Here is a 22,183-nt window from a genome sequence, read left to right as displayed (position 1 = left end):
CCGGTCGTGTCAGCGCGGCTTTAGCAGCCGCGCCTCTTTCCATGATGCAGCCCATGATGGGTCAAGGTCCGAGCCGTCCGCAACGGGCACATCCCGCAGCTCGCGGAAAAGTTTGCGGAAGATGGCGTTCCGGTAGTCCGCGTAATCCTTCGCCACCTCGATAAAGGCCCTGTCGCCGCCGATCACCCGGTCCTCGAAATAGATATCCAGGTTCGGGAATTCGTTGCGGATGGCCAGTCCGTTGATGGTGATGCCGCGGGCCAGCACCTGGGCCCGGGCGACATGGATCTCGAGACCCTGATTGTTCTCGCCGTCCGCCGACATGTCGATCACCCGGCGGTATCCTTCCATGCCGTTTCCGTTGAAGCTGTTGGCGGCGAACAGCAGGGCATTGGCGATGGATGTCGCGCCGGTGCCGATGGTCCGCGGCATGGCCTCGATTTCGCTCGCCAGCCTGTCGGCATCGGCCGGACCGCGCAGCACGCGCCAGCCTATGGCGACCTTCTGGAAACGCTCGCTCGACCACTGGATCACGGAGATGCCGATGGCGCCCTCGGTCCCGTTCTGAATGGCGTCCTGGATCATCGGGTCGCGGAAGGCGTTGGCCATGCCGGCGACCTGCAGGGCGAATTCCTCGTCATTGACGCTGGAGGAACAGTCGATGGCCAGCACCAGCTCGACATCGACGGGGACATCGGCGGCCCCGGTACGGGGCGGCATGCAGAGGAGACATCCGAGGACCAGGCATATGAGACGCAGCATGTTTCACCAGTGCTTTCCTGACGGACGACCATCGTCACAGGATATTGTGAAAAAACCGTGTCCATACCGCCTTAATGTGACGGAACGGCGTTTTCATCCTGGAAATCGTACTCATCGTCGTCCCTGAACTCGTCGAAATAGGGATCGGAAAAAGCGTCTCCGTCGAGCGGATAGACCATCTCGGGGCGATAGACCGGCCCGTCCCGGTGCAGAAAACTGCGAAACAGCGTGAAGGAGCCGATCGGGAACGGTCCGGCGCTGAACGGGCTGGCTTCACAGATCAGCTCGTTCACCCGGTCGAGCGGCGCGTCCCTGAACCGGGCCAGCGTGACATGCGGTTTGAACCTGCGGGTCTCGCGGGCGACACCGACCGCATCGAGGGCGGTGTCGATCTTGCGCTGCAGATGGTTCAGGTCTTCGCTGGCCAGGATCCGGGCCCAGAGGGCGCGGACCTTGCCCTTGGTCTCGAAACTGCCGAAGCCGTCGAGCTCGAGATCGAAACCGGGCTCGCGCACCCGGTCCAGCTCCTCGGCGATGTCGTCCATCGCCCGGTTGTCGACCTCACCGATAAAGCGGAGCGTCAGGTGAAAGTTCTCTTCCGCGACCCAACGGGCGCCGGGGAAACCGCGGCGCAGCCCGGAGAGTGCGGCGCGGACATGGTCGGGAAGCGCGAGCGCAACGAACAACCTGTTCATACATAATTGGCTACCACGCCCGCGCCGGCTGTCAAGGACAGGGATTAGAGTACAGCTGGTTGACCTTTTCGATCTCTTCCAGCAGGGCCTCCGGAAGGCTCATTTCGGCAGTGTCTATATTGCTTTCCAGCTGCTTCATCGTCGTCGCGCCGATGATGTTCGAGGTGGTGAACTGGCGCGTATTGACGAAGGCGTTGGCGAGGTCCGCGGGCGCGAATCCGTACTCTTTGGCGAGCTTGGCATAGGCGATCGTCGCTTCCTCGGCATTCGGCTTCAGATAGCGCGAGAAGTTCCCGGGGAAGAGCGTCATGCGGGCACCCTCGGGCTGCGCGCCGTCAAGATACTTGCCGCTGAGCACGCCGCCGGCGATGGGCGAATAGGCCAGCAGTCCGCACTCCTCGCGGATCGCCACCTCGGCCAGACCGACCTCGAAGCTGCGGTTCAGCAGGTTGTAGGGATTCTGCACCGAGACCGGGCGCGGCAGGCCCATGGCGTCGGACAGCGCGAGGCATTTCATGGTGCCCCACGGCGTCTCGTTCGACAGGCCGACATGCCGGATCTTGCCGCCCTTGATCAGGTCGGCCAGCACGGCGAGGGTCTCTTCCAGCGGAGTCCAGTCCTGCTCCTCGGCATGCACATAGTTCAGCTTGCCGAAGGTGTTCGTCGACCGCTCCGGCCAGTGCAGCTGGTAGAGGTCGATATAGTCCGTCTGCAGCCGCTTCAGGCTGGCATCGACCGCGGCGGTGATGTGTTCGCGGTTGAATTTCGGGTTGCCGTCGCGGATATGGGCGAAGCGCTCTCCCGGGCCGACCACCTTGGTTGCCAGGATCACCTTGTCCCGCTTGCCGCTGGCCTTCACCCAGGTGCCGATGACTTCCTCGGTCCGGCCGTAGGTCTCGGCCCGGGGCGGGACGGAATACATCTCCGCCGTGTCGAAGAAATTGACGCCGCGCTCCAGCGCATAGTCCATCTGCTCATGGCCTTCGGCTTCGCTGTTCTGCTCGCCATAGGTCATGGTTCCGAGGCAGATGACGCTGACGCGCAGGTCCGTTCGTCCGAGCGGGCGGTATTCCATAAGCAACTCACTTCCATTGACTGGCTGGCGGGCGATTGATGTACGGGCAGGAAAAGCCCGGAAGGCGCGGAGTTTAATCGCGGGGCACGCGATGGATCAACCGGCGGATCATTCGATCCTTGCAAGCAGGTCTTTCACGAGCGGCAAAATGCGCTCGACGATGACGGCCACACCCTCCCTGGTCGGATGAATGCCGTCCTGCTGGTTGAGGGCGGGGTCCCCGACGACTCCGTCGAGGAAGAAGGGATAGAACAGCACGCCGTGCTTCCCGGCGAGATCGCGGAACAAGGCTTCGAACTCGGCGCTGTACTCCCGTCCGAGATTGGGCGGAGCGAGCATTCCGGCAAGCAGCACCGGCAGGCCTTTCTCACCGAGCGTGGTCAGAATGGCGTCGAGATTGCGCTTCGTCTCCGCCGGCTCCAGCCCGCGCAACCCGTCATTGGCGCCGAGCTCGAGGATCACCACGTCGGGATCGGAGGCCAGCGCCCAGTCGAGCCGGGCCCGGCCGCCGGCGCTGGTATCCCCAGAGACGCCGGCATTGGTAACGATTGCGGCAATGCCGTCCGCCTGAAGCGCCTCCTGCAACTGATCCGTAAAGCCGTCACCCGGGGGCAGGCCGTATCCCGCCATCAGGCTGTCCCCGAGTCCGAGGATCCTGATTTCCGCCCCGGCGCCGGGCAGAATGGCGAAAAACATCAGCAGCGCTGCGACAAAAGCAGCGGCCTTGTGGCGGAAACCGCCCTTTGCGACGTTGCAATGCAATATACCGGCCCTATATGGCGAGGGAGCGTTAAGCTCCGGAGTGTTCCGCGTCGCCGGGTCACCCTGCCTATTCATTTTGGAAGAAAAACACATGGCACTGATCCGGCTGTCCGACCTGCACCTTAACCTGAGGAGTGGGGCGGGCGAGGTCAATATCCTGCGTGGCATTGATCTTGACGTCACTGCGGGCGAGACGGTCAGCATCGTCGGGCCGTCCGGCGCCGGGAAGTCGACCCTGATGATGGTGATCGGCGGGCTGGAGCAGGCCAGCTCCGGCGGCGTCTCCGTCGCGGACCACAACCTCTCCGCCATGAGCGAGGATGCGCTTGCCGTGTTCCGCCGGGATACGGTGGGAATCGTCTTCCAGGCCTTCCGTTTGGTGCCGACCATGACGGCACTGGAGAATGTGGCCATTCCGCTTGAACTCGCAGGGTCCCGCGATGCCTTCGCCCTGGCCGAGGAGAGTCTCGGGCGGGTAGGACTGGCGCACCGGACAACGCACTACCCGGATCAGCTGTCCGGCGGCGAGCAGCAACGCGTGGCGATTGCCCGCGCTTTCGTCACCCGGCCGAAACTCTTGCTGGCGGACGAGCCGACGGGAAATCTCGACGGTGCTACCGGCGACACGATCATGGAACTGCTTTTTGAGTTGAGCGAGACGCACGGCACTACCCTGGTGCTGATCACCCACGACATGGCGCTCGCCGAGCATAGCAGCCGGGTGATCTCCATGGCCGACGGCAGGATCGTGAATGATGTCCGGCGCGCCGCGGTCGGTGCCCCCGTGACATCCGACGATGGTATGACCGACGAGCGGCAGCGCGCCTGATGCGCAATCTGGGTATTTCCCTGACGATCGCGCGCCGGGAGTTGCGCGGCGCCGTCTCCTCCTTCCGCGTGTTCCTGGCCTGCCTCGCCCTCGGCGTGGCGGCGATGGCCGGTGTCGGCTCCGTGTCCTCGGCCATGATGGCAGGGGTCGAGCGGGACGCCCGGGAGATCCTCGGCGGCGATATCGAGATCCGCTACACCCACCGCGAGGCGGCGCCGGAGCAGGTGGACTGGTTCCGCCAGTCGGGCATTGTGGCCGAGACCGTCGAGATGCGGGCCATGGCCCGCAAGGCGGATGCGGACCGGCGCACCCTGGTCGAGCTGAAAGCGGTGAGCGACGCCTATCCGCTGTTCGGCTCCCTCGAACTGCAGAAAGGCGGCGCCATCCAGACGGAACTGGCGCAGCGGGACGGCATATACGGCGCGGTGGTGGATGCCGCTCTCGCAACCCGGCTGGAGCTTGTGCCGGGCGACATGCTGAAGATCGGCGAGGCCGTCTTCGAGGTACGCGACGTGATCGCGAAGGAACCGGATCGTTCCGTCAGTTTTGCCTCCTTCGGCCCGCGTGTGATGATTCCGGCGGCGTCCCTGCCGGAAACCGGTCTGGTTCAGCGCGGCAGCCTGATCCGCTTCCACTATCTGATCGGCTTGAAACAGGGCCTCGCAGGGGCTGACTGGATCGAGCAGACGAACAAGAAATTTCCCGATGCGGGCTGGCGGCTGCGCGGCGTGGACCGTGCCGCGCCAGGCTTCGACCGTTTCATCAACCGGGTGACGCAATTCCTCACCCTGGTCGGGCTGACGGCGCTTCTGGTCGGCGGTGTCGGCATCGCCAATGCGGTGCGGGCTTTCCTTGATCGCCGGATGGCGACCATCGCCACCCTGAAATGCCTCGGCGCCACGACCGGGACCGTTTTCACCGCCTATTTCATCCAGATCCTGGCCGTGGCCACAGTCGGCATCGGTGCCGGCCTTGCCATCGGGGCGCTGGCACCGCTGATCGCGGGCAAGCTGATTTCCGGCATGCTGCCTTTCGAGGTGCCGGGCGGGCTCTATTGGAAACCGCTTCTGACCGCCGGTGCCTTTGGATACCTGACGACTATTGCCTTCTCGCTCTGGCCGCTCGGCCGGGCGGGGGCCGTGCGCGCGGCGCAGCTGTTCCGCGCCCTGATCGTGCCGCCGTCCGGACGGCCGGCCGGGAAATACATTATCGCCAGTGCGATCAGCGCCGTGGTGCTGGCCGGATTGGCCGTGGTGGCGACGGATGACCCGAAACTCGCGGGCGGATTCATCGCCGGGGCGGTGGGTGTTCTGCTGTTGTTCGGCGGCGGGGCCCAACTCATCGTCCGGGGCGCCCGCATGGTGCCGGCGCCGAAACGTCCCGATCTGCGGCTAGCCATCGCCAACCTGCACCGGCCCGGTGCACCGACCGCCAGCGTGATCCTCTCCCTCGGGCTTGGCCTCACCGTGCTGGTCGCCATCGCCCTGATTGAGGCCAACCTGTCGCGGCAATTGAAAGAACAGATCCCGGAAATCGCGCCGTCCTACTTCTTCATCGATATCCAGCCGCACCAGGTCGAGGGCTTCATCGAAACGGTGGAGAGCGTGCCCGGCATCACAAAGATGGAACGCACGCCGCTGGTGCGCGGCCGGATCGTGCAGATTGCCGGGGTGCCGGTGGCCGAGCGCACGGTCGACCCGGACGTGCAATGGACCATCAACGGCGATCGCGGCCTGACCTATGCGGCCACGCCGCCGGCCGGCACCGATCTGGTCGAGGGCGAATGGTGGCCGGCGGACTACAGCGGCCCGCCGCTGCTGTCCTTCGATGCGGAAATCGCCCGCGGCTACGGCATTGGCGTCGGCGACACCATCACGCTGAACGTGCTCGGCCGCGAGATCACCGCGACGGTGCACAACTTGCGGAATATCGAGTGGCAGTCTTTGGGCATGAATTTCGTCTTCGTCTTTGCCCCCGGTACGCTGGAGGCGGCACCGCACAGCATCATCTCCACGGTCTATGCGGACACGCCGGAGGCCGAGGAAGCAGTGCAGCGGGCGGTCACGGACCGGTTCGCCAATGTCTCCGCCATCCGGGTGAAGGACGCGCTGGAGAATGCGGGGCGGATCATGGACGCGGTCGGCATCGCCATCCGGATCACCGCCTCGGTGACCCTGCTGGCAGGCGTGCTGGTGCTGGCGGGAGCCGTCATCTCCGGCCATCAGCGGCGGATCTACGATGCGGTGGTGCTGAAGGTGCTGGGGGCGACCCGGCGCAAGGTGCTGACCGCCTATGTCATGGAATACGGCCTGCTCGGACTCGTCACCTCGCTGGTGGCGGCCCTGATCGGCACCATCATCGGCTATGTCGTCATCACCCAATTGATGCGCGGGGATTTCTCTTTCGATACGCCGGCGGTGGTGCTGACCGCAGCCTTCTCGACCCTGATCACCATCACGCTCGGCCTGATCGGCACCTGGAGCGCCCTGTCACAGAAAGCGGCACCGCTGCTGCGGAACGAATGACGGACGGGCCGCCTTTCGGCGGCCCGCCGGATGTTTTCTGAAGATTGACGGGCTTCAGGCGACCGACAGCTTCACGTCGATATTGTTCCGCGTGGCGTTCGAATACGGGCAGACCTGATGGGCTTTCTCGATCAGATCCTGCACATCGTCCTTGTCCGCGCCGGGAATGGAGATGGCGAGGGAAACCTCAAGGCCGAAACCGCCTTCCGAACGCGGGCCGATGCCGACTTCGGAGGAGACGGTGGTGTCCGGCGTGATCTTCACCGAGGAGTCTCCCTGGGAGGTGACGAACTTCATGGCGCCGAGGAAGCAGGCGGCATAGCCCGCCGCGAAAAGCTGTTCCGGATTGTTGCCGGCACCGCCGGTGCCGCCGAGTTCCTTCGGTGTCGACAGGGTGACCTCCAGCGCGCCGTCGCTGGTCTTGGCCTGGCCGTCGCGGCCGCCGGTTGCGGTGGCGCCGGTGGTGTAGAGGACGTTGACTGACATGATATGTTCCTTGCTTTTTGGGGCGATTAAATCGTGTGCGATATAAATAGGGAGCCTCGATTAAAAGTCAAGGGCTTGCGATTTAATCGCATGCGATTAAATTCTCTCCGGACATCATGGGAGTTTATTTGTGTCAGACGCGCCTGCCGACCAGCTTCACCTGGATGAATTTCTCTGTTTCGCCCTCTACAAGGCGCATCACGCCATGAACCGGTTCTACAAGCCGCTGCTTGGCGCGCTTGGGCTGACCTATCCGCAATATCTTGTGCTGATGGCCCTGTGGGAGCAGGACAACCAGAATGTCGGCCAGCTCGGCGAGTTGCTGCATCTGGAATCGAATACCCTGACGCCGCTGCTGAAGCGGCTGGAGCAGGCGGGGCTGGTGCAGCGCCGCCGGGCCGCCAATGACGAGCGGCAGGTGCAGGTGACCTTGACCGAGCAGGGGCGGGCGCTGCGCCAGAAATCCCGCGACGTCTCGGCCTGCCTGTTCGACACGATCGGCATGACCCGGGACGAGCTTGGCGCACTGGTCGCGGACGTGAACGGCGTGACCGGCGCGGTTGTCGCCGGGCGCTAGGCGGGACTTGTACCCGCCTTTTTGTCGGCCAAATCATCGGTATGATGGAGAGCCCTGACAAAGGAGCCCAGGATGAATACTCTATCGTCGCTTGTTGCCGTGCTTGGCCTGTCGCTGGTCGTTGCCACGACCCCGGCGCGGGCCGCTGAAGAGCCGCCTGCCGACACGATCGAGCGCGGCGCGCAGATGGTGCTCGATGGCCTGCGCGCCTTCTTTTCCTCGATCCCGCAATATGAAACGCCGGAAGTCCTGCCGAACGGCGACATCATCATCCGCCGGGTCAACCCGAAGGATGGGATGTCGGACAAGAAAGATGGAGGCGAGGGCGACGGCAAGGGCCTGAAGCTCTGAGCCGGGAGCTTCAGGCGGGGGGGCGTCGCGCCGTTAGCTGAGAGCAGCCACCGTCGCACCGGCAGCATTCTTCAATGCATCGCCAGTCACCTCGAAGACCGCGTTCGGCGCCCCCGCTGCCGCCCAGACGGTCTCGAAGCCGAGCAAAGTCTCGTCCATCCAGGTCGCGACCGGTGTCAGGTGCCCGAGCGGGGATACACCACCGATGGCGAAACCGGTGATCTCGCGGACATCTTTCGGGTCGGCCCGTTCAAGCGGCTCGCCAACCAGCGCCGCCACCTTTTCCAGATCCACCTGATTGGCGCCGGAAACCAGCAGCAGTTTCAGCTCACCGCTCTCGCCACCCTTGAAGATCAGTGACTTCACGATCTGGGCAACATCGCAGCCGCAGGCGGCGGCGGCTTCGGCGGCGGTGCGCGTCGAGTCCGGCATGCGCAGGATCTCGACGGTTAGTCCGGCGGCCTCGGCGGCGGCCTTGACGCGATTGACGCTCTTGCTCATGCCCGTTACTCGGCCGCGTCCTGATACGCCTCGATCGGCGGGCAGGAGCAGATCAGGTGCTTGTCGCCATAGGCCTGATCGATGCGGGCGACCGGCGGCCAATATTTGTTGCTCCGCAGGCTGTCGACCGGGAAGGCACCCTGGGCACGGGAATATTTCCGGTCCCAGTCGTCCGCCATCAGATCGCCGGCCGTATGCGGGGCATGGGCCAGCGGGCTCTCGTCGCGGCTGAGCTTGCCGTCCTCGATATCGCGGATTTCCTGCCGGATGGCGATCATCGCCGCGCAGAAGCGTTCGAGTTCAGCCAGAGGCTCGCTCTCGGTCGGCTCGATCATCAGCGTGCCGGGCACCGGGAAGGACATGGTGGGGGCGTGGAAGCCGTAATCCATCAGGCGCTTGGCGACATCGTCGACGGTCACGCCGGTTTCGTCCTTCAGCGGGCGCAGGTCGATGATGCATTCATGCGCCACCAGACCGTTCTTGCCCTTGTACAGCACCGGGAAATGCTCTTCGAGACGGTGGGCCAGATAGTTGGCCGACAGGATCGCGACCTCGGTCGCCTGCTTCAGCCCGTTCGCCCCCATCAGCTCGATATAGCTCCAGGAGATTGGCAGGATGCCGGCGCTGCCGTATGGCGCGGCGCTGACCGGGCCGATGGCGGTTTCCTGGGCGTGCATGTTGCGGTGACCGGGCAGGAACGGCGCCAGATGCGCGCCGACGCCGATCGGGCCGACACCGGGGCCGCCGCCGCCATGCGGGATGCAGAAGGTCTTGTGCAGGTTCAGATGGCTGACGTCTGAGCCGAACTGGCCCGGCTTGCAGACACCGACCATGGCGTTGAGGTTGGCGCCATCCATATAGACCTGTCCGCCATGCTTGTGGATCAGGTCGCAGATCTCGGTGATGGTTTCCTCGAACACACCGTGGGTCGAGGGGTAGGTCACCATCAGGGCGGCGAGGTTGGCGCTGTGCTGCTCCACCTTGGCCTTCAGGTCGGCCATGTCGACATTGCCGTCATCGTCGCACTTCACGACCACGACCTTCATGCCGGCCATCGCGGCGGAGGCCGGGTTGGTGCCATGCGCGGAGCTCGGGATCAGGCAGATATTGCGATGCCCTTCGCCCCGGCTGGCGTGATAGGCGCTGATCACCAGCAGGCCGGCATATTCACCCTGGGAGCCAGCGTTCGGTTGCAGGGAGACGGCGGCATAACCGGTGATCTCCGCCAGCATGTGCTCCAGCTCTGCGATCATCAGATGATAGCCTTCGGCCTGGTCGCGCGGCGCGAACGGGTGGATGTCGGAGAAGGCGGCCCAGGTGACCGGGATCATTTCCGTGGTCGCGTTCAGTTTCATGGTGCAGGAACCGAGCGGGATCATGGACCGGTCCAGCGCCACGTCCTTGTCCGCGAGGCGGCGCAGATAGCGCAGCATCTCGGTCTCGGAATGATAGCTGTTGAAGGCCGGATGGGTCAGGAAGTCCGAGCTGCGTTCCAGCTTTGCCGGAATGGCGTCCGGGGTGCGGTCGGCGACGGCCTCGTAGGTGAGTTCCTTCATGCTGTCGAAGGCCATCATGGCCCAGAGCCGCTCGACCAGCTCCCGGGTGCAGGTCTCGTCTAGGGAGATGCCGACACGATTGTCGAAGATGCGCAGATTGACGCCCTCGATGCGGGCCGCCTCGGTGACGGAGCCGGTCCAGTCGTCCGTCTGCACGATGATGGTGTCGAAGAAATTGTCATGCGCGATGGTATAGCCGAGCTCGCGCAGGCCCTGTGCCAGGATCGCGGTCCGGCGGTGCACCCGGCGGCCGATCTTGGTCAGCCCGTCCGGCCCGTGATAACAGGCATAGGCCGCCGCCATGACGGCGAGCAGAACCTGGGCCGTGCAGATGTTGCTGGTCGCCTTCTCGCGGCGGATATGCTGCTCGCGGGTCTGCAGGGCCAGCCGGTAGGCCGGATCGCCGTTCTTGTCGACCGACACGCCGACGATGCGGCCCGGAATGGAGCGCTTGTATTCGTCCTTGGTGGCGAAATAGGCGGCATGCGGGCCGCCGAAGCCGAGCGGCACGCCAAAGCGCTGGCTGGTGCCGATGGCGACATCCGCGCCGAACTCGCCCGGAGGGGTGAGATGGGTCAGAGCCAGCAGATCGGCGGCGACCACGGCGAGCGCGCCCTGGGCATGGGCCTTCTCGACGATGCCGGCATAGTCGTGCACGGCGCCGTTGGTGTCCGGATATTGCAGCAGGATGGCGAAGGCGTCTTCCGGCAGAGCGTCGTTCTCGTCGCCGACCACCACGGTCAGCCCGGCCGGTGCGGCGCGGGTCTGCAGAATGTCGATGGTCTGCGGATGGCAATTCTTCGAGACGAAGAAAACGCTGCCCTTGTTCTTCGAGGCCTTGTGGCAGAAGGCCATGGCCTCGGCCGCCGCCGTGCCTTCGTCCAGCAGGGAGGCATTGGCGATATCGAGGCCGGTCAGATCGCCGATCATGGTCTGGAAGTTCAGCAGCATTTCCAGCCGGCCCTGGCTGATTTCCGGCTGATACGGCGTATAGGCCGTGTACCAGGCAGGGTTTTCCAGGATGTTGCGCTGAATGACGGCGGGCACGCGGGTGCCGTAATAACCCATCCCGATCAGGGTGCGGTTCACCGTGTTGGTGTTGGCATATTGCCGGAGCTTCTGCAGCACCGCGCTTTCGGTCTGCGCGGGCGGCAGGTCGAGCGGCTCCTTGACGCGGATCCTGGCCGGAACGGCGGCATCGATCAGGGCGCCGAGGCTCTCGTAGCCGAGAGCTTTCAGCATCTGTGCCTGTTCGTCCGGGCCGGGGCCGATATGACGGCGAATGAACTCTTCGCTTTCTTCCTGCTCGGCGAAGGCCAACCTGTTGTCCCGCATCTCATCTGCTCCTTCCGGCCCGTGGGCCGTACGTCTTTCTCACTGCTCGGGGGCGGCAACGGGACCCGAAGGTCCCGGCGCCCGGCCTCAGGCTTCCGTGTGCGCCTTGTAGGCGTCCGCGTCCATCAGGGCGTCGAACTCGTCCTTGTCGGAAAGCTTGATCTTGTAGAACCAGGCATCGCCCTCTGGGTCGCTGTTCACCAGGTCCGGCGTGTCTGCCAGCGCGGTGTTGGCCTCGACCACTTCGCCGGTGACTGGTGCGTAGAGCTCGCTGGCGGCCTTCACCGATTCGACGACGGCGGTCTCGTCGCCCTGGGCAACGACCTTGCCGACATCCGGCACTTCCACGAACACGACCTCGCCAAGCTGTTCCTGGGCGAAATCGGTAATCCCCACGGTGCCGATCTCGCCGTCGAGATCAATCCATTCATGGTCTTCGGTGTAACGGCGTTCGCTCATATCTGATCCCCTCAGGTGCTTTGTTTTAACGTTTGTAGCCATTCGGGACGAACGGCATTTTGGCGATTTTGGCGGGCAGGGCTTTGCCCCGAACGACAACATTTACAGCGCTGCCGGCGGCGGCGTGCTCCGTCGTGACGTATCCCATGGCCAGCGGTGCCTCGAGGCTCGGCCCGAAGCCGCCGCTTGTGATGCTGCCGATGCTGGTGCCATCCGGCGCCTGGATTTCGGTGCCTTCGCGGGCCGGTGCCCGTCCGTCCGGCAGGATGCCGACGCGCTTGCGCGGAGCGCCGTTCTTGATCTGACCGAGAATGACATCCGCGCCGGGAAAGCCGCCTTCCTCCCGCCGGCGCTTGCCGATGGACCAGGTGAGCGCCGCCTCGACCGGCGTTGTCGTCTCGTCGATATCGTGGCCATAGAGGCACAGCCCGGCTTCAAGTCGCAGGGAATCCCGGGCGCCAAGGCCGATGGCTTCCACGTCGTTCCGGGCCAGCAGCGTGCGGGCCAGCGCATCGGCCTGATCGGCCGGCACGGATATCTCGTAGCCGTCCTCGCCAGTATAGCCCGACCGGGTGACGAAGCAGGCAGCCCCGTCCACATCCATCTCGGCGCCGGTCATGAAGCTGAGGGTCGCGGCGGCCGGGGCGAGGGCGGACAGTGCCGCCTCGGCGCCGGGGCCCTGCAAGGCGATCAGCGCGCGGTCTTCCAGAACCGTGATCTCGGAGGAAAGCTGCGCCCGCATATGGGCAATATCGGCATCCTTGCAGGCCGCGTTGACGACGACCATCAACCCGTCCTCAATCCGGCAAACCATCAGGTCATCCAGGATGCCGCCCTCATTGTTGGTGAACATGCTGTAGCGCATCTGACCGATCGCGAGTCCGTCGAGATCGCCCGGCACCAGCCGTTCCAGGTCGCGTGCCGCGTCGGCGCCGGTCAGCCTGACCTGGCCCATATGGGAGACGTCGAACAGCCCGGTCCTGGTGCGGGTATGCAGATGCTCGGCCTTGACGCCGGCGGGGTACTGCACGGGCATGTCATAGCCGGCGAACGGCACCATCTTGGCGCCGAGTTCGACATGCAGTGCGTGCAGGGGAGTCTTGAGAAGGGCGGTTTCGGTCATAGGTCTCTCCGGTCAGCGAAAGGCATCCCGGCGAACTGCCGGAACCTGCCCCCTCTGTCGCTAACCTGAGAGATTCACCCGGCGAACTCTGTGCCGGGCTTTCACCGTGGGTGAGACGGTTTCCCGTCTGCTTTCCAGAAGTTCCTCGCCTCAAGGTCCTTTTGCCTGAGAGTTTCCGGGGGCGGTTGCTCCTTCGGCGCCGACCATGTGGCCGGTCTCTCCCTTGAGGGTCATCGGTAGTCGTGCAAGACAGTAATCGGCGCCAGAGAAAAAGAAAAGGGGTCACGGAGGCCAAAGGTGCCGGCCCGGCCGCCCTTATCGCCGCGACCGGTTATAGGCAAGCTGTTCCGTCGTCAGCTGGAAGCCGATCAGAACCCGGTAATTATTCAGGATCTTCTGGTCCGACGGATAGGGGATGGTCGGCTCGAACTCGTCCTTGATGGCGACGCGGCGCAGATTTCCCCGGAACGGCAGAACGTTGTCGAAGGTCTGCTTGGCGATCACCGCGCCGGTCTCGTCCGAGATGGCGAGGAAATAGGTTACCGCTGCCTGGTTGTCCTTGTTGGCCGGCCCGCGCGTGGCGATGACCTGGAACGCGATATCCATGACAAGCGCGTCGTCCTCGAAATTGCAGATCGCGCTGAGGCTGGCGAACTGGGCGTCGAATCGGACATCGGTGAGATCGCCGACGGCGCCATCGGCGAAGACGGTCATACGGTCCAGATCGTCGACGAAATTGGTCACCGGGCAGCCTGGCGGCGGGCCCTCGTCGCTGGAGCAGGCGGCCACGGACGCCAGCAGCACAAGCGGCAGCAGGGCGCGGGTCAGAAAGCGGAAACGCGATTGGGAAAACATGGCTCAGCTCTGCTAGGGTTCTGTCGGCGCACACACTACCCGCTCGGGCGCGGACCCGCAAACAGGCATGGCGCGCTTCTGTCTTCTATGGACAAGTTTTTACCGAGGGACTACATCGCGGGCATGAACAAAGCCGCTCTCACCATTTTACTGGCCACGCCGCGCGGTTTCTGCGCCGGGGTGGACCGGGCCATCCAGATCGTCGAGCGCAGCCTCGAGAAATACGGCGCGCCGGTCTATGTCCGGCACGAGATCGTGCATAACCGTTTTGTGGTCGAGGGCCTGGAACGCAAGGGTGCGATCTTCGTCGAGGAGCTGGACCAGGTGCCGCTCGACGCACCGGTCGTGTTCAGCGCGCACGGCGTGCCAAAATCGGTTCCGGCCGAAGCGGCACGGCGCAACATGGTCTATCTCGACGCCACCTGCCCGCTGGTCAGCAAGGTGCATCTGGAAGCCGAACGGCACATGAAGCAGGGCCGGCACATCATCCTGATCGGCCATGCCGGCCATCCCGAAGTGGTCGGCACCATGGGGCAGGTGCCGGACGGCACCATCACCCTGGTGGAAACCCGCGCCGATGCCGAGACGGTCAGCTTCGAGGGCGATCCGGATCTTTCCTTCATCACCCAGACCACGCTGTCGGTGGACGACACGGCGGAAATCGTCGCGGTCCTGCAGAGCCGGTTCCCGAAGATGATCGGGCCGGCCAAGGAAGACATCTGCTACGCCACGACGAACCGCCAGGAGGCGGTCAAGGCCATTGCGGAGCGCTGCGACGGCATGGTCGTCATCGGCGCGCCGAACTCCTCCAATTCCAAGCGCCTGGTGGAGGTCGCCAGGGTGCGCGGCTGCGACAAGGCGCTGCTGATCCAGCGCGCTGTCGATATCGACTGGGACTGGATGGCCGATATCACGGTGCTCGGCATCACCGCCGGGGCGTCCGCGCCGGAAATCCTGGTGGACGAGGTGATCGAGGCCTGCCGGGCCCACCGCTCGGTGACCATCGAAGAGGTCACGGTCGCCCGCGAGGACGTCCATTTCAAGCTGCCCCGCGAACTGGCGAGTTAAGTCCTTGGCCGTTTACACTGCTATTTCCGACGAGGATCTCGCGTCCTTTCTGGCCGAATACGATATCGGCGATCCGGTTTCCTTCGCCGGCATCGCCGAAGGGGTCGAGAACTCGAACTTCATGGTCCGGACGACGACCGGTACCTACATCCTGACGCTGTACGAGAAGCGGGTGAATCCCGACGATCTGCCGTTCTTCCTGAACCTGATGAACCATCTGGCCGGCAAGGGGCTGTCCTGCCCGCAGCCGGTCCGGACGCGGGCCGGCGAGATGCTCAGCCGCCTGAACGACCGTCCGGCGGCGGTCGTGACCTTCCTGGACGGGATCTGGCACCGCAAGGCGACGCCAGCCCATTGCCGGGCTCTTGGCGCCGAGCTGGCCAGGATGCACGCGTTGGGGGCCGATTTCGGCATGATCCGGGAGAACAGCCTCTCCGTGCAGTCCTGGCGTCCCCTGCTGGTCTCCTGCGGCCCGGCGGCGGACAGCGTGAAGCCCGGGCTCTATGCCTTCCTGGAATCGGAAATCGATTTCCTGGAAAAGAACTGGCCGGCCGATCTGCCGCGCGGCGTCATCCATGCCGATCTGTTCCAGGACAATGTGTTCTTCCTCGGGGACGAACTGTCCGGCTTCATCGACTTCTACTTCGCCTGCACGGACATGCTGGTCTACGACCTCGCGATTTGCCTCAACGCCTGGTGTTTCGAGACGGATGGCAGTTTCAACGTGACCAAGGCGCGGCAGATGATCACGGCCTACCAGGCGGTCCGGAAACTCTCCGACGCCGAGCTGGCCGCCCTGCCGGTGCTGGCCCGCGGCTCCGCCACCCGCTTCCTGCTGACCCGCCTTTATGACTGGCTGAACCACCCGGAAGGGGCATTCGTGAAACCGAAGGATCCGATGGAATATCACCGCAAGCTGAGCTTCCACCAGAGCGTTTCCTCCAGCGCGGGCTATGGCATCTGATGGCCGGAAAACGGGTCGAGATCTTCACGGACGGCGCCTGCAGCGGCAATCCCGGGCCCGGCGGCTGGGGCGCGATCCTGCGCTACGGCGATACCGAGAAGGAACTGTCCGGCGGCGAGAAGGAAACCACCAACAACCGCATGGAGATGATGGCGGCGATCACCTCGCTGGAATCCCTGACCCGGCCAATGCATGTGGACCTCTATACGGACAGCACCTATGTCCGCGACGGCATCACCAAATGGATCCACGGCTGGAAGAAGCGGGGCTGGCGCACGGCCGACAAGAAGCCGGTGAAGAACATGGAGCTCTGGCAGCGGCTCGAGGCCGCCGTCGAGCGGCACGAGATCGAGTGGCACTGGGTCAAGGGCCATGCCGGCCATCCCGAGAATGAGCGGGCGGACGAGCTGGCGCGTCTGGCGATCCCGTGACCGCCGCTGCCGCGGCGCCCGAGCCGGGTCAGACCCGCTGGGACATTGTCGCGCTCGCCGTAATGGCGGGCGTTGTCGCGGCGCTTCAGGTCGGCAAGGTGCCGCCCGCCCTGCCGGAGATCCGGGCCGATCTCGACCTGTCGCTGGTTGCCGGAGGCTGGCTGGCCTCCCTGCTGCACCTGTTCGCCGCACTGTTCGCCATTCTCATCAGTATGGCGACGGACCGGCTCGGCCCCGCCCGGATGGCCGTCGCGGCAATGCTGATCACCGCGCTCGGCTCGGCGCTCGGCGCCGTTTCGGAATCCACGCCCGTGCTGTTTACGGGACGGGCCCTGGAAAGCATGGGGTTCGTTGCCACCTCGATTGCCGCGCCGACCCTGATCGTGGCCGCGACCACACCGCATCACCGCTCCCTCGCGCTCGGTTTCTGGTCCGCCTATTTTCCGGTCGGCGCCGCCATCGCCATGGTCGCCGCACCGGTCCTGATCGCCTCCGCCGGATGGCGCGGGCTCTGGTTCACGGGGGCGGCCATCAGTATCGTCTTTGCCATTGTCCTGGCGCTCCTGACGGCGCCCGCCCGCTGGCCCGGCGCGCCCCTGCCGAGCCGGTCCCGCGGCTTCAGCGACGTGTTCGTCACGCTCCGCCTGCCAGGACCCTATCTCTTCGCCGCCTCCTTTTTCCTCTATGCCTGCGCGATCTTCGCCCTGATGACCTGGATGCCGACCTTCCTGATCGAGCGGATGGGCTATTCCCTGGAGGGAGCGGCCCTGATCGGCGCCGCCGTGGTGCTGGTGAACACGGTGGGCAATCTCGGCGCGGCCTGGCTGATGCATCGCGGCATGCCGCGCTGGAGCATCATCGCCATCAGTTTCCTCGGCATCATCGGCACGGCCTGGTTTGTCTTCGCCGGCAGTGCACCGGACGGGCTCCGGGTCCCTGCGGCCATCGCCATGTCCTGCATCGGCGGGGTGCTGCCGGCGGCCTGCCTCGCCGGCGCGCCGGCGCAGGCCCGCAATGCGTCGGAGGTCGCCACCTGCAGCGGCGTGGTGGTGCATGGCTCCAATGCCGGCAACCTGCTGGCCGCGCCGATCTTCGCCGCGGTCGTGACCTATTTCGGCGGCTGGTCGAACGGCCATCTGCCGATGATCGGCCTCGGGGTGACGGGGCTGTTCGTCGTGCTGCTGGTCCGGGCCGTCGATCGCGGGCGCTAGCCGGCGCCGAACCGTGCCACCAGCGCGTCGAAGCCGCTCTTGTAGATGAACTGGACGATACCGTTCGCCTTGGTTTCGTTGCCCTCGTCCGGGGCGAAGGCCGAGCGCCAGCGGACAACGCAGCCGCCGTCGGTATCTTCGACAGACAGCCAGGAGGAATAATTCTCCAGCGGGAAGGGCTTGCCGAGGATGGCATAGCGCATCCTGTGGTTATCCTCGTCGCGCTCCAGCTGCACTTCGTCGAAGGTCGGCCCGCCATTGCCGGATGTCAGGCGCCGGATGCCGCCACCCTCGCCGACAGGCTCGCAAGTCGGGACGGCCGGGTGCCAGGTATGAAGGGCCAGGAAATCGCCAACCAGCGACCAGACTTCCGAGGCCGGCGCCGCCAGCTTCACGCTCATATCCACAATAGCCATGTCAATCTCCCTCACGTACTGCATGTCCAAGGGTAGTCGCTTGAGCGGATGAGGCAAAGTCCCCGCGTCGGGCTCAATGCTCCGATTCCGACGCCGGGCCGTGGGCCCGTGTCGCCGGATGGCTCGCCTCGTTTCGCTGGATCTGCTGGACTGGCTCCAGTGCAAGGCCGCCGGGCGCGCCGGTGGCGAGGGGGGACATATCGATGAAATCGCATGCGCAGGTCGTTGTTATCGGCGGGGGCGTCGTTGGCTGCAGCGTTCTCTACCACCTGACCAAACTGGGCTGGAAAGACGTGGTCCTGGTGGAGCGCAGCGAGCTGACATCCGGCTCCACCTGGCACGCGGCGGGCGGCATGCACACGCTGAACAGCGACCCGAACGTCACCAAGCTGCAGAAATACACCATCGATCTCTACAAGGAGATCGAGGAGATCTCCGGACAGGCGACCGGCGTGCATCTCTCCGGCGGGATCATGGCGGCGGGGACGCCCGAACGGCTCGACTATCTGAAGACGATGGTCGCCAAGGGCAAATATATGGGTCTCGATATCGACTTCATCTCCCTAGACGAGGTGCAGCGCCTGCATCCGCTGGTCGATGCCAGTCACTTCACCGGCGCCGTCTACGACCCGAACGAGGGCCATGTCGACCCGTCCGGCGTGACCAACGCCTATGCCATCTCGGCCCGCAAGGGCGGGGCGGAGATCTACCGCCACACCAAGGTCGAGGAACTGGTGGCGGAAAAGGACGGCGGCTGGTCTGTCGCCACCGACAAGGGCACGATCCGCTGCGAGAAGGTGGTGAATGCCGGCGGCCTCTGGGCCCGCGAGGTCGGCCGCATGGTCGGGCTGGAGCTGCCGGTGCTGGCGATGGAGCACCATTACCTGATCACCGAGGCGCTGGACGAGATCAAGGCGCTTGAGGCCGAGCTGCCGCACCTGATCGACTTCGAGGCGGAGCTCTATACCCGCCAGGAAGGCCAGGGCTTCCTGCTCGGCACCTACGAGAAAGCCTGCGTGCCCTGGTCGCCGCACCAGACGCCGTGGGATTTCGGGCACGAGCTGCTGCAGCCGGATCTCGACCGGATCGCGCCGTCCCTCGACATCGCCTACCAGCACTTCCCGTTCCTGGCGAATGCCGGTGTGAAATCGATGATCAATGGGCCGTTCACCTTCGCACCGGACGGCAACCCGCTGGTCGGCCCGGTGCCGGGGCTCCGAAACATGTACCTCGCCTGCGGTGTGATGGCCGGGTTCAGCCAGGGCGGCGGCGTCGGCCTCGCGCTGGCGCAATGGATGATCGAGGGCGAGCCGGACATGGATATCTATGCCATGGACTGCGCCCGCTTCGGCTCCTACGCGACCAAGGGCTATACCTACGAGAAGGTGAAGGAAAACTACTCCCGCCGCTTCTCCATCACCTTCCCGAACGAGGAACTGCCGGCCGGCCGTCCGCTGCGCAAGACGGCGATCTATGACCGGCTGGCGGCGCAGAATGCCGTGTTCGGTGCCTCCTACGGGCTGGAGCACGCGCTCTGGTTTGCGCCGGAAGGCATGGAGCCGGTGGAGAATGTGACCTTCGGCCGCTCCAACGCTTTCGGCCCGGTGGCGGAGGAATGCAAGGCCGTGCGCACCGGCGTCGGCATGATCGAGATTTCCAGCTTTGCCAAGTACGAGGTGACGGGCGAGGGCGCGGAAGCCTGGCTGTCGGAGCTGATGGCAAACAGGATGCCGCGCACCGGCCGCATGGTGCTGACCCCGATGCTGAACCAGCAGGGCAAGATCATCGGCGATTTCACCATCGCCAAGCTGGCCGACGACCGGTTCATGATCTTCGGCTCCGGCATCGCGGAAATGTTCCATCTGCGCTGGTTCTGGGATCACCTGCCGGAGGCTGGCGTCGAGATCCGGAGCCGCTGTCAGGAACTTGTCGGGCTCTCCATCGCCGGGCCAAAATCGGCCGATCTGCTGGCCAAGCTGACCCATGAGGATGTCTCGACCGAGGCGATGCCGTTCATGTCTTTCCGGGAGATGAATCTCGGCATGCTCCACGCCATGGTTGGCCGGGTCTCCTTCACCGGCGAGCGCGGCTACGAGATCTGGGTGAAGCCGGATTACCTGATCACGCTCCATGACATGCTGGTCCGCGCCGGGGCTGAATTCGGGCTGAAGCATTTCGGTGGCCGGGCACTCAATTCCCTGCGTCTGGAAAAGGGCTTCGGTGGCTTCCGGGCCGAATTCACGCCGGACTATTCACCCTTCGAAGCCGGGCTGGACCGGTTCGTCGACATGTCGAAGAACAGCTTCATCGGCCGGGATGCGCTGGTCGAGGAGAAAGAAACCGGCGGCAAATACAAGCTGGTCACCCTGACCATCGATGTCGAGGATGTGGACCCGATCGCCGACGAGCCGATCTTCCACGGCGGCAAGGCGATCGGCTGGGTGACGTCGGGTGGCTTCGGTCACACGGTGGGCAAGAGCATCGCCATCGGCTACGTCGCGAAGGCATGCGCCGGGGAGACGGACGGTTTCGAGGTCGAGATCCTCGGCAAGATCCTGAAGGCGCACCGGGTGGCCGCGCCGCTGCACGATCCGAAGGGCGCCCTGATGCGGGGATGATCTGGCCGCGTTGTTGTTGACTCGGTCTCCCGGCTGGGCCCACGCTTTTGACCTCACCTGCTTGAGGTTGACCGATGACGGACCGCCGCCTGCTGCTTCTGAACGAGGATGACAATGTTCTGGTCCTGCGCCGGGGCATCGCCGCGGGCGAGCGGATCGCTATCGGCACGGGGCATGTGGAAACCGACCGCAGCCTCAATCTCGGCCACAAGGTTGCGCGCCGGGCGATTTCCGAAGGCGAGGAAATCCTGAAATACGGCGCCGTGATCGGCGTCGCCACCACATCCATCGAGGCGGGCGGACATGTTCATGTGCACAATGTCCGCAGCAACTACACACCGACCTACAGCCTGCCGGAGGAGACGCGATGACCGGCTTCAGCGGATATCCGAGGAGTGACGGGCGCAAGGGCATCCGGAATGTCTTCGTCGTGGCCTATCTGGTCGAATGCGCGCATCACGTCGCGCGGGAGATCGCGTTGCGGTTCCGGGACCGGGAGGTCCATCTCATCGGCTTTCCCGGCTGCTACCCGAACGAGTATGCCCAGCGGATGATGCAGGCGCTCTGCACCCATCCGAATGTCGGCGGGGCGCTGCTGGTCTCGCTCGGCTGCGAATCCTTCAACAACCGACTGCTGCGCGAGCAGATCGAGGCGACCGGGCGCCCGGTGAAGGCGATCACCATCCAGCAGGTCGGCGGCACACGGGCTGCGATTGCTGAAGGCGAGGCCTTCATCGCAGAGCACCTGCCAGCGCTGGAAGCCGCCGTGCGGGTGCCCATGCAGGCGGATGAACTGGTCATCGGCACGATCTGCGGCGGTTCCGACGGGACGTCCGGCATCACCGGCAATCCGGCGGCGGGCCGAGCCTTCGACATGCTGATCGGCGATGGCGCCGCCTGCATCTTCGAGGAAACCGGCGAGCTGATCGGCTGCGAGCACATCATGGCCGCCCGCGCCGCCACACCGGCACTCGCCGCCCTGCTCGAGGAAAGTGTGGCCAAGGCGGCGCGCTATTACGCGACCCTCGGTTACGGCTCCTTCGCGGCAGGCAATGCCACCGGCGGGCTGACGACCATCGAGGAGAAGTCGATGGGCGCCTATGCCAAATCCGGGGCTTCACCGATTGTCGGGTTGCTGAAGCCGGGCGACGTGCCGCCGAAAGGCGGGCTCTATCTGCTCGACGTGGTGCCGGACGGTGAGGTCCGGTTCGGCTTTCCGAACATCAACGACAATGCCGAGATCGCCGAGCTGATGGCCTGCGGCGCCCATATCAACCTGTTCGTCACCGGACGCGGCTCGGTCGTCGGCTCCGCCATCTCGCCGGTGATCAAGATCTGCGCCAATCCGGAAACCTACCGGCGCATGGCGGATGACATGGACGTGGATGCCGGTCGTATCCTTGAGGGGGCGGCGGAGCTGGACGATGTCGGCACCGAGATCCGGGATCTGGTGCTGGCCGTCGCGGATGGCGCGCGGACCCGGTCGGAAGAGCTCGGGCATCAGGAGTTCATCCTGACCTACAAGTCTTTCGAGCCGATCGGGCCGGCCTGCCTGCCGGCGGCATAACAAGAAAATCAAACCGA

22 protein-coding genes and 2 riboswitches are annotated in these 22,183 nt (G+C 64.9%); of the genes, 11 read left to right on the top strand and 11 right to left on the bottom strand.

The window, feature by feature from the left end:
• Positions 1-9: 9 nt before the first annotated feature.
• The 4 genes from RH950_RS08815 to RH950_RS08800 form a co-directional block, all read right to left on the bottom strand.
• Complete coding sequence (locus RH950_RS08815) at positions 10-720, bottom strand: DUF1194 domain-containing protein (RefSeq protein WP_350055788.1); 711 nt, start codon at positions 718-720, stop codon at positions 10-12.
• Positions 721-833: 113 nt separating this feature from the next.
• The gene (gene thpR / locus RH950_RS08810; RefSeq protein ID WP_350055786.1) at positions 834-1,457 is read right to left on the bottom strand and encodes an RNA 2',3'-cyclic phosphodiesterase; all 624 of its coding nucleotides are present in this window, start codon (positions 1,455-1,457) and stop codon (positions 834-836) included.
• A 31-nt stretch (positions 1,458-1,488) separates the two neighbouring features.
• Complete coding sequence (locus RH950_RS08805; protein WP_350055784.1) at positions 1,489-2,532, bottom strand: NADP(H)-dependent aldo-keto reductase; 1,044 nt, start codon at positions 2,530-2,532, stop codon at positions 1,489-1,491.
• A 108-nt stretch (positions 2,533-2,640) separates the two neighbouring features.
• A complete protein-coding gene (locus tag RH950_RS08800; RefSeq protein ID WP_502889752.1) occupies positions 2,641-3,294 on the bottom strand; it encodes an arylesterase in 654 nt (217 codons plus the stop codon).
• 91 nt (positions 3,295-3,385) lie between these two features.
• On the opposite strand from RH950_RS08800, the gene RH950_RS08795 reads away from it, so the two are divergent.
• Both RH950_RS08795 and RH950_RS08790 read left to right on the top strand, forming a co-directional pair.
• Positions 3,386-4,123: an ABC transporter ATP-binding protein gene (locus tag RH950_RS08795; protein WP_350055782.1), complete on the top strand. Its 738-nt coding sequence runs from the start codon at positions 3,386-3,388 to the stop codon at positions 4,121-4,123.
• The gene (locus RH950_RS08790) at positions 4,123-6,648 is read left to right on the top strand and encodes an ABC transporter permease (protein WP_350055780.1); all 2,526 of its coding nucleotides are present in this window, start codon (positions 4,123-4,125) and stop codon (positions 6,646-6,648) included. The genes RH950_RS08795 and RH950_RS08790 overlap by 1 nt, the downstream gene beginning before the upstream one ends.
• 54 nt (positions 6,649-6,702) lie before the next feature.
• Here the strand turns inward: RH950_RS08790 and RH950_RS08785 are convergent, their stop codons facing one another.
• A complete protein-coding gene (locus RH950_RS08785; protein ID WP_350055778.1) occupies positions 6,703-7,134 on the bottom strand; it encodes an organic hydroperoxide resistance protein in 432 nt (143 codons plus the stop codon).
• A gap of 130 nt (positions 7,135-7,264) precedes the next feature.
• Between RH950_RS08785 and RH950_RS08780 the strand changes: the two genes are divergently transcribed.
• Positions 7,265-7,711: a MarR family winged helix-turn-helix transcriptional regulator gene (locus RH950_RS08780; RefSeq protein ID WP_350055776.1), complete on the top strand. Its 447-nt coding sequence runs from the start codon at positions 7,265-7,267 to the stop codon at positions 7,709-7,711.
• A 72-nt stretch (positions 7,712-7,783) separates the two neighbouring features.
• Complete coding sequence (locus RH950_RS08775; protein WP_350055774.1) at positions 7,784-8,062, top strand: hypothetical protein; 279 nt, start codon at positions 7,784-7,786, stop codon at positions 8,060-8,062.
• Between the two features lie 33 nt (positions 8,063-8,095).
• On the opposite strand, the gene RH950_RS08770 is transcribed toward RH950_RS08775, so the two are convergent.
• The 5 genes from RH950_RS08770 to RH950_RS08750 form a co-directional block, all read right to left on the bottom strand.
• Entirely contained in the window at positions 8,096-8,563 is a 468-nt protein-coding gene (locus RH950_RS08770; protein WP_350055772.1) for a YbaK/EbsC family protein, read from the bottom strand.
• Between the two features lie 5 nt (positions 8,564-8,568).
• On the bottom strand, positions 8,569-11,454 hold the full coding sequence (gene gcvP, locus RH950_RS08765) for an aminomethyl-transferring glycine dehydrogenase (RefSeq protein ID WP_350055770.1): 2,886 nt from the start codon (positions 11,452-11,454) through the stop codon (positions 8,569-8,571).
• An 87-nt stretch (positions 11,455-11,541) separates the two neighbouring features.
• A complete protein-coding gene (gene gcvH, locus RH950_RS08760) occupies positions 11,542-11,913 on the bottom strand; it encodes a glycine cleavage system protein GcvH (protein WP_350055768.1) in 372 nt (123 codons plus the stop codon).
• A gap of 25 nt (positions 11,914-11,938) precedes the next feature.
• On the bottom strand, positions 11,939-13,036 hold the full coding sequence (gcvT, locus tag RH950_RS08755; protein WP_350055766.1) for a glycine cleavage system aminomethyltransferase GcvT: 1,098 nt from the start codon (positions 13,034-13,036) through the stop codon (positions 11,939-11,941).
• Between the two features lie 44 nt (positions 13,037-13,080).
• Positions 13,081-13,179: riboswitch (glycine riboswitch) on the bottom strand.
• Positions 13,180-13,270: riboswitch (glycine riboswitch) on the bottom strand.
• A gap of 81 nt (positions 13,271-13,351) precedes the next feature.
• Entirely contained in the window at positions 13,352-13,891 is a 540-nt protein-coding gene (locus RH950_RS08750; RefSeq protein WP_350055764.1) for a hypothetical protein, read from the bottom strand.
• Positions 13,892-14,014: 123 nt separating this feature from the next.
• Between RH950_RS08750 and ispH the strand changes: the two genes are divergently transcribed.
• Genes ispH through RH950_RS08730 form a run of 4 tightly spaced genes read left to right on the top strand, consistent with a single transcriptional unit; the run spans position 14,015 to position 17,565 of the window.
• On the top strand, positions 14,015-14,959 hold the full coding sequence (gene ispH / locus RH950_RS08745; protein WP_350055762.1) for a 4-hydroxy-3-methylbut-2-enyl diphosphate reductase: 945 nt from the start codon (positions 14,015-14,017) through the stop codon (positions 14,957-14,959).
• 4 nt (positions 14,960-14,963) lie between these two features.
• Positions 14,964-15,923 carry a homoserine kinase gene (locus tag RH950_RS08740; RefSeq protein WP_350055760.1) on the top strand — a complete coding sequence of 320 codons (960 nt, stop codon included), beginning with the start codon at positions 14,964-14,966 and terminating at the stop codon, positions 15,921-15,923.
• Positions 15,923-16,354 (top strand): ribonuclease HI, encoded by a 432-nt coding sequence (gene rnhA / locus RH950_RS08735; protein ID WP_350055758.1) that lies wholly within the window; start codon positions 15,923-15,925, stop codon positions 16,352-16,354. The genes RH950_RS08740 and rnhA overlap by 1 nt, the downstream gene beginning before the upstream one ends.
• Positions 16,351-17,565: an MFS transporter gene (locus RH950_RS08730; RefSeq protein WP_350055756.1), complete on the top strand. Its 1,215-nt coding sequence runs from the start codon at positions 16,351-16,353 to the stop codon at positions 17,563-17,565. The genes rnhA and RH950_RS08730 overlap by 4 nt, the downstream gene beginning before the upstream one ends.
• Here RH950_RS08730 and RH950_RS08725 read toward each other — a convergent pair.
• Positions 17,562-17,981 (bottom strand): SRPBCC family protein, encoded by a 420-nt coding sequence (locus tag RH950_RS08725; RefSeq protein WP_350055754.1) that lies wholly within the window; start codon positions 17,979-17,981, stop codon positions 17,562-17,564. The two genes, RH950_RS08730 and RH950_RS08725, sit on opposite strands and share 4 nt — an antisense overlap.
• A gap of 203 nt (positions 17,982-18,184) precedes the next feature.
• Between RH950_RS08725 and RH950_RS08720 the strand changes: the two genes are divergently transcribed.
• The 3 genes from RH950_RS08720 to RH950_RS08710 all read left to right on the top strand — a co-directional run bounded on the left by RH950_RS08720 (position 18,185) and on the right by RH950_RS08710 (position 22,166).
• On the top strand, positions 18,185-20,599 hold the full coding sequence (locus RH950_RS08720; RefSeq protein WP_350055752.1) for a GcvT family protein: 2,415 nt from the start codon (positions 18,185-18,187) through the stop codon (positions 20,597-20,599).
• 74 nt (positions 20,600-20,673) lie between these two features.
• Positions 20,674-20,970: a UxaA family hydrolase gene (locus RH950_RS08715; RefSeq protein ID WP_350055750.1), complete on the top strand. Its 297-nt coding sequence runs from the start codon at positions 20,674-20,676 to the stop codon at positions 20,968-20,970.
• Positions 20,967-22,166, top strand: a complete 1,200-nt coding sequence (locus RH950_RS08710; RefSeq protein ID WP_350055748.1) for a UxaA family hydrolase — start codon at positions 20,967-20,969, stop codon at positions 22,164-22,166. The genes RH950_RS08715 and RH950_RS08710 overlap by 4 nt, the downstream gene beginning before the upstream one ends.
• Positions 22,167-22,183: the final 17 nt, after the last annotated feature.

This window comes from Nisaea sp. (assembly GCF_040217065.1).
GTDB lineage: Bacteria > Pseudomonadota > Alphaproteobacteria > Thalassobaculales > Thalassobaculaceae > Nisaea.
This window is presented reverse-complemented; position numbering and strand designations above follow the sequence as displayed.

What these genes read in the sequence shown, in the direction of transcription:
- RH950_RS08815 (WP_350055788.1), bottom strand. Translation starts at nt 720, where the DNA reads ATGCCGCCCCGTACCGGGGCCGCCGATGTCCCCGTCGATGTCGAGCTG.
- thpR (WP_350055786.1), bottom strand. Translation starts at nt 1,457, where the DNA reads ATGAACAGGTTGTTCGTTGCGCTCGCGCTTCCCGACCATGTCCGCGCC.
- RH950_RS08805 (WP_350055784.1), bottom strand. Translation starts at nt 2,532, where the DNA reads ATGGAATACCGCCCGCTCGGACGAACGGACCTGCGCGTCAGCGTCATC.
- RH950_RS08795 (WP_350055782.1), top strand. Translation starts at nt 3,386, where the DNA reads ATGGCACTGATCCGGCTGTCCGACCTGCACCTTAACCTGAGGAGTGGG.
- RH950_RS08790 (WP_350055780.1), top strand. Translation starts at nt 4,123, where the DNA reads ATGCGCAATCTGGGTATTTCCCTGACGATCGCGCGCCGGGAGTTGCGC.
- RH950_RS08785 (WP_350055778.1), bottom strand. Translation starts at nt 7,134, where the DNA reads ATGTCAGTCAACGTCCTCTACACCACCGGCGCCACCGCAACCGGCGGC.
- RH950_RS08775 (WP_350055774.1), top strand. Translation starts at nt 7,784, where the DNA reads ATGAATACTCTATCGTCGCTTGTTGCCGTGCTTGGCCTGTCGCTGGTC.
- RH950_RS08770 (WP_350055772.1), bottom strand. Translation starts at nt 8,563, where the DNA reads ATGAGCAAGAGCGTCAATCGCGTCAAGGCCGCCGCCGAGGCCGCCGGA.
- gcvP (WP_350055770.1), bottom strand. Translation starts at nt 11,454, where the DNA reads ATGCGGGACAACAGGTTGGCCTTCGCCGAGCAGGAAGAAAGCGAAGAG.
- gcvH (WP_350055768.1), bottom strand. Translation starts at nt 11,913, where the DNA reads ATGAGCGAACGCCGTTACACCGAAGACCATGAATGGATTGATCTCGAC.
- gcvT (WP_350055766.1), bottom strand. Translation starts at nt 13,036, where the DNA reads ATGACCGAAACCGCCCTTCTCAAGACTCCCCTGCACGCACTGCATGTC.
- RH950_RS08750 (WP_350055764.1), bottom strand. Translation starts at nt 13,891, where the DNA reads ATGTTTTCCCAATCGCGTTTCCGCTTTCTGACCCGCGCCCTGCTGCCG.
- ispH (WP_350055762.1), top strand. Translation starts at nt 14,015, where the DNA reads ATGAACAAAGCCGCTCTCACCATTTTACTGGCCACGCCGCGCGGTTTC.
- rnhA (WP_350055758.1), top strand. Translation starts at nt 15,923, where the DNA reads ATGGCCGGAAAACGGGTCGAGATCTTCACGGACGGCGCCTGCAGCGGC.
- RH950_RS08725 (WP_350055754.1), bottom strand. Translation starts at nt 17,981, where the DNA reads ATGGCTATTGTGGATATGAGCGTGAAGCTGGCGGCGCCGGCCTCGGAA.
- RH950_RS08720 (WP_350055752.1), top strand. Translation starts at nt 18,185, where the DNA reads ATGAAATCGCATGCGCAGGTCGTTGTTATCGGCGGGGGCGTCGTTGGC.
- RH950_RS08715 (WP_350055750.1), top strand. Translation starts at nt 20,674, where the DNA reads ATGACGGACCGCCGCCTGCTGCTTCTGAACGAGGATGACAATGTTCTG.
- RH950_RS08710 (WP_350055748.1), top strand. Translation starts at nt 20,967, where the DNA reads ATGACCGGCTTCAGCGGATATCCGAGGAGTGACGGGCGCAAGGGCATC.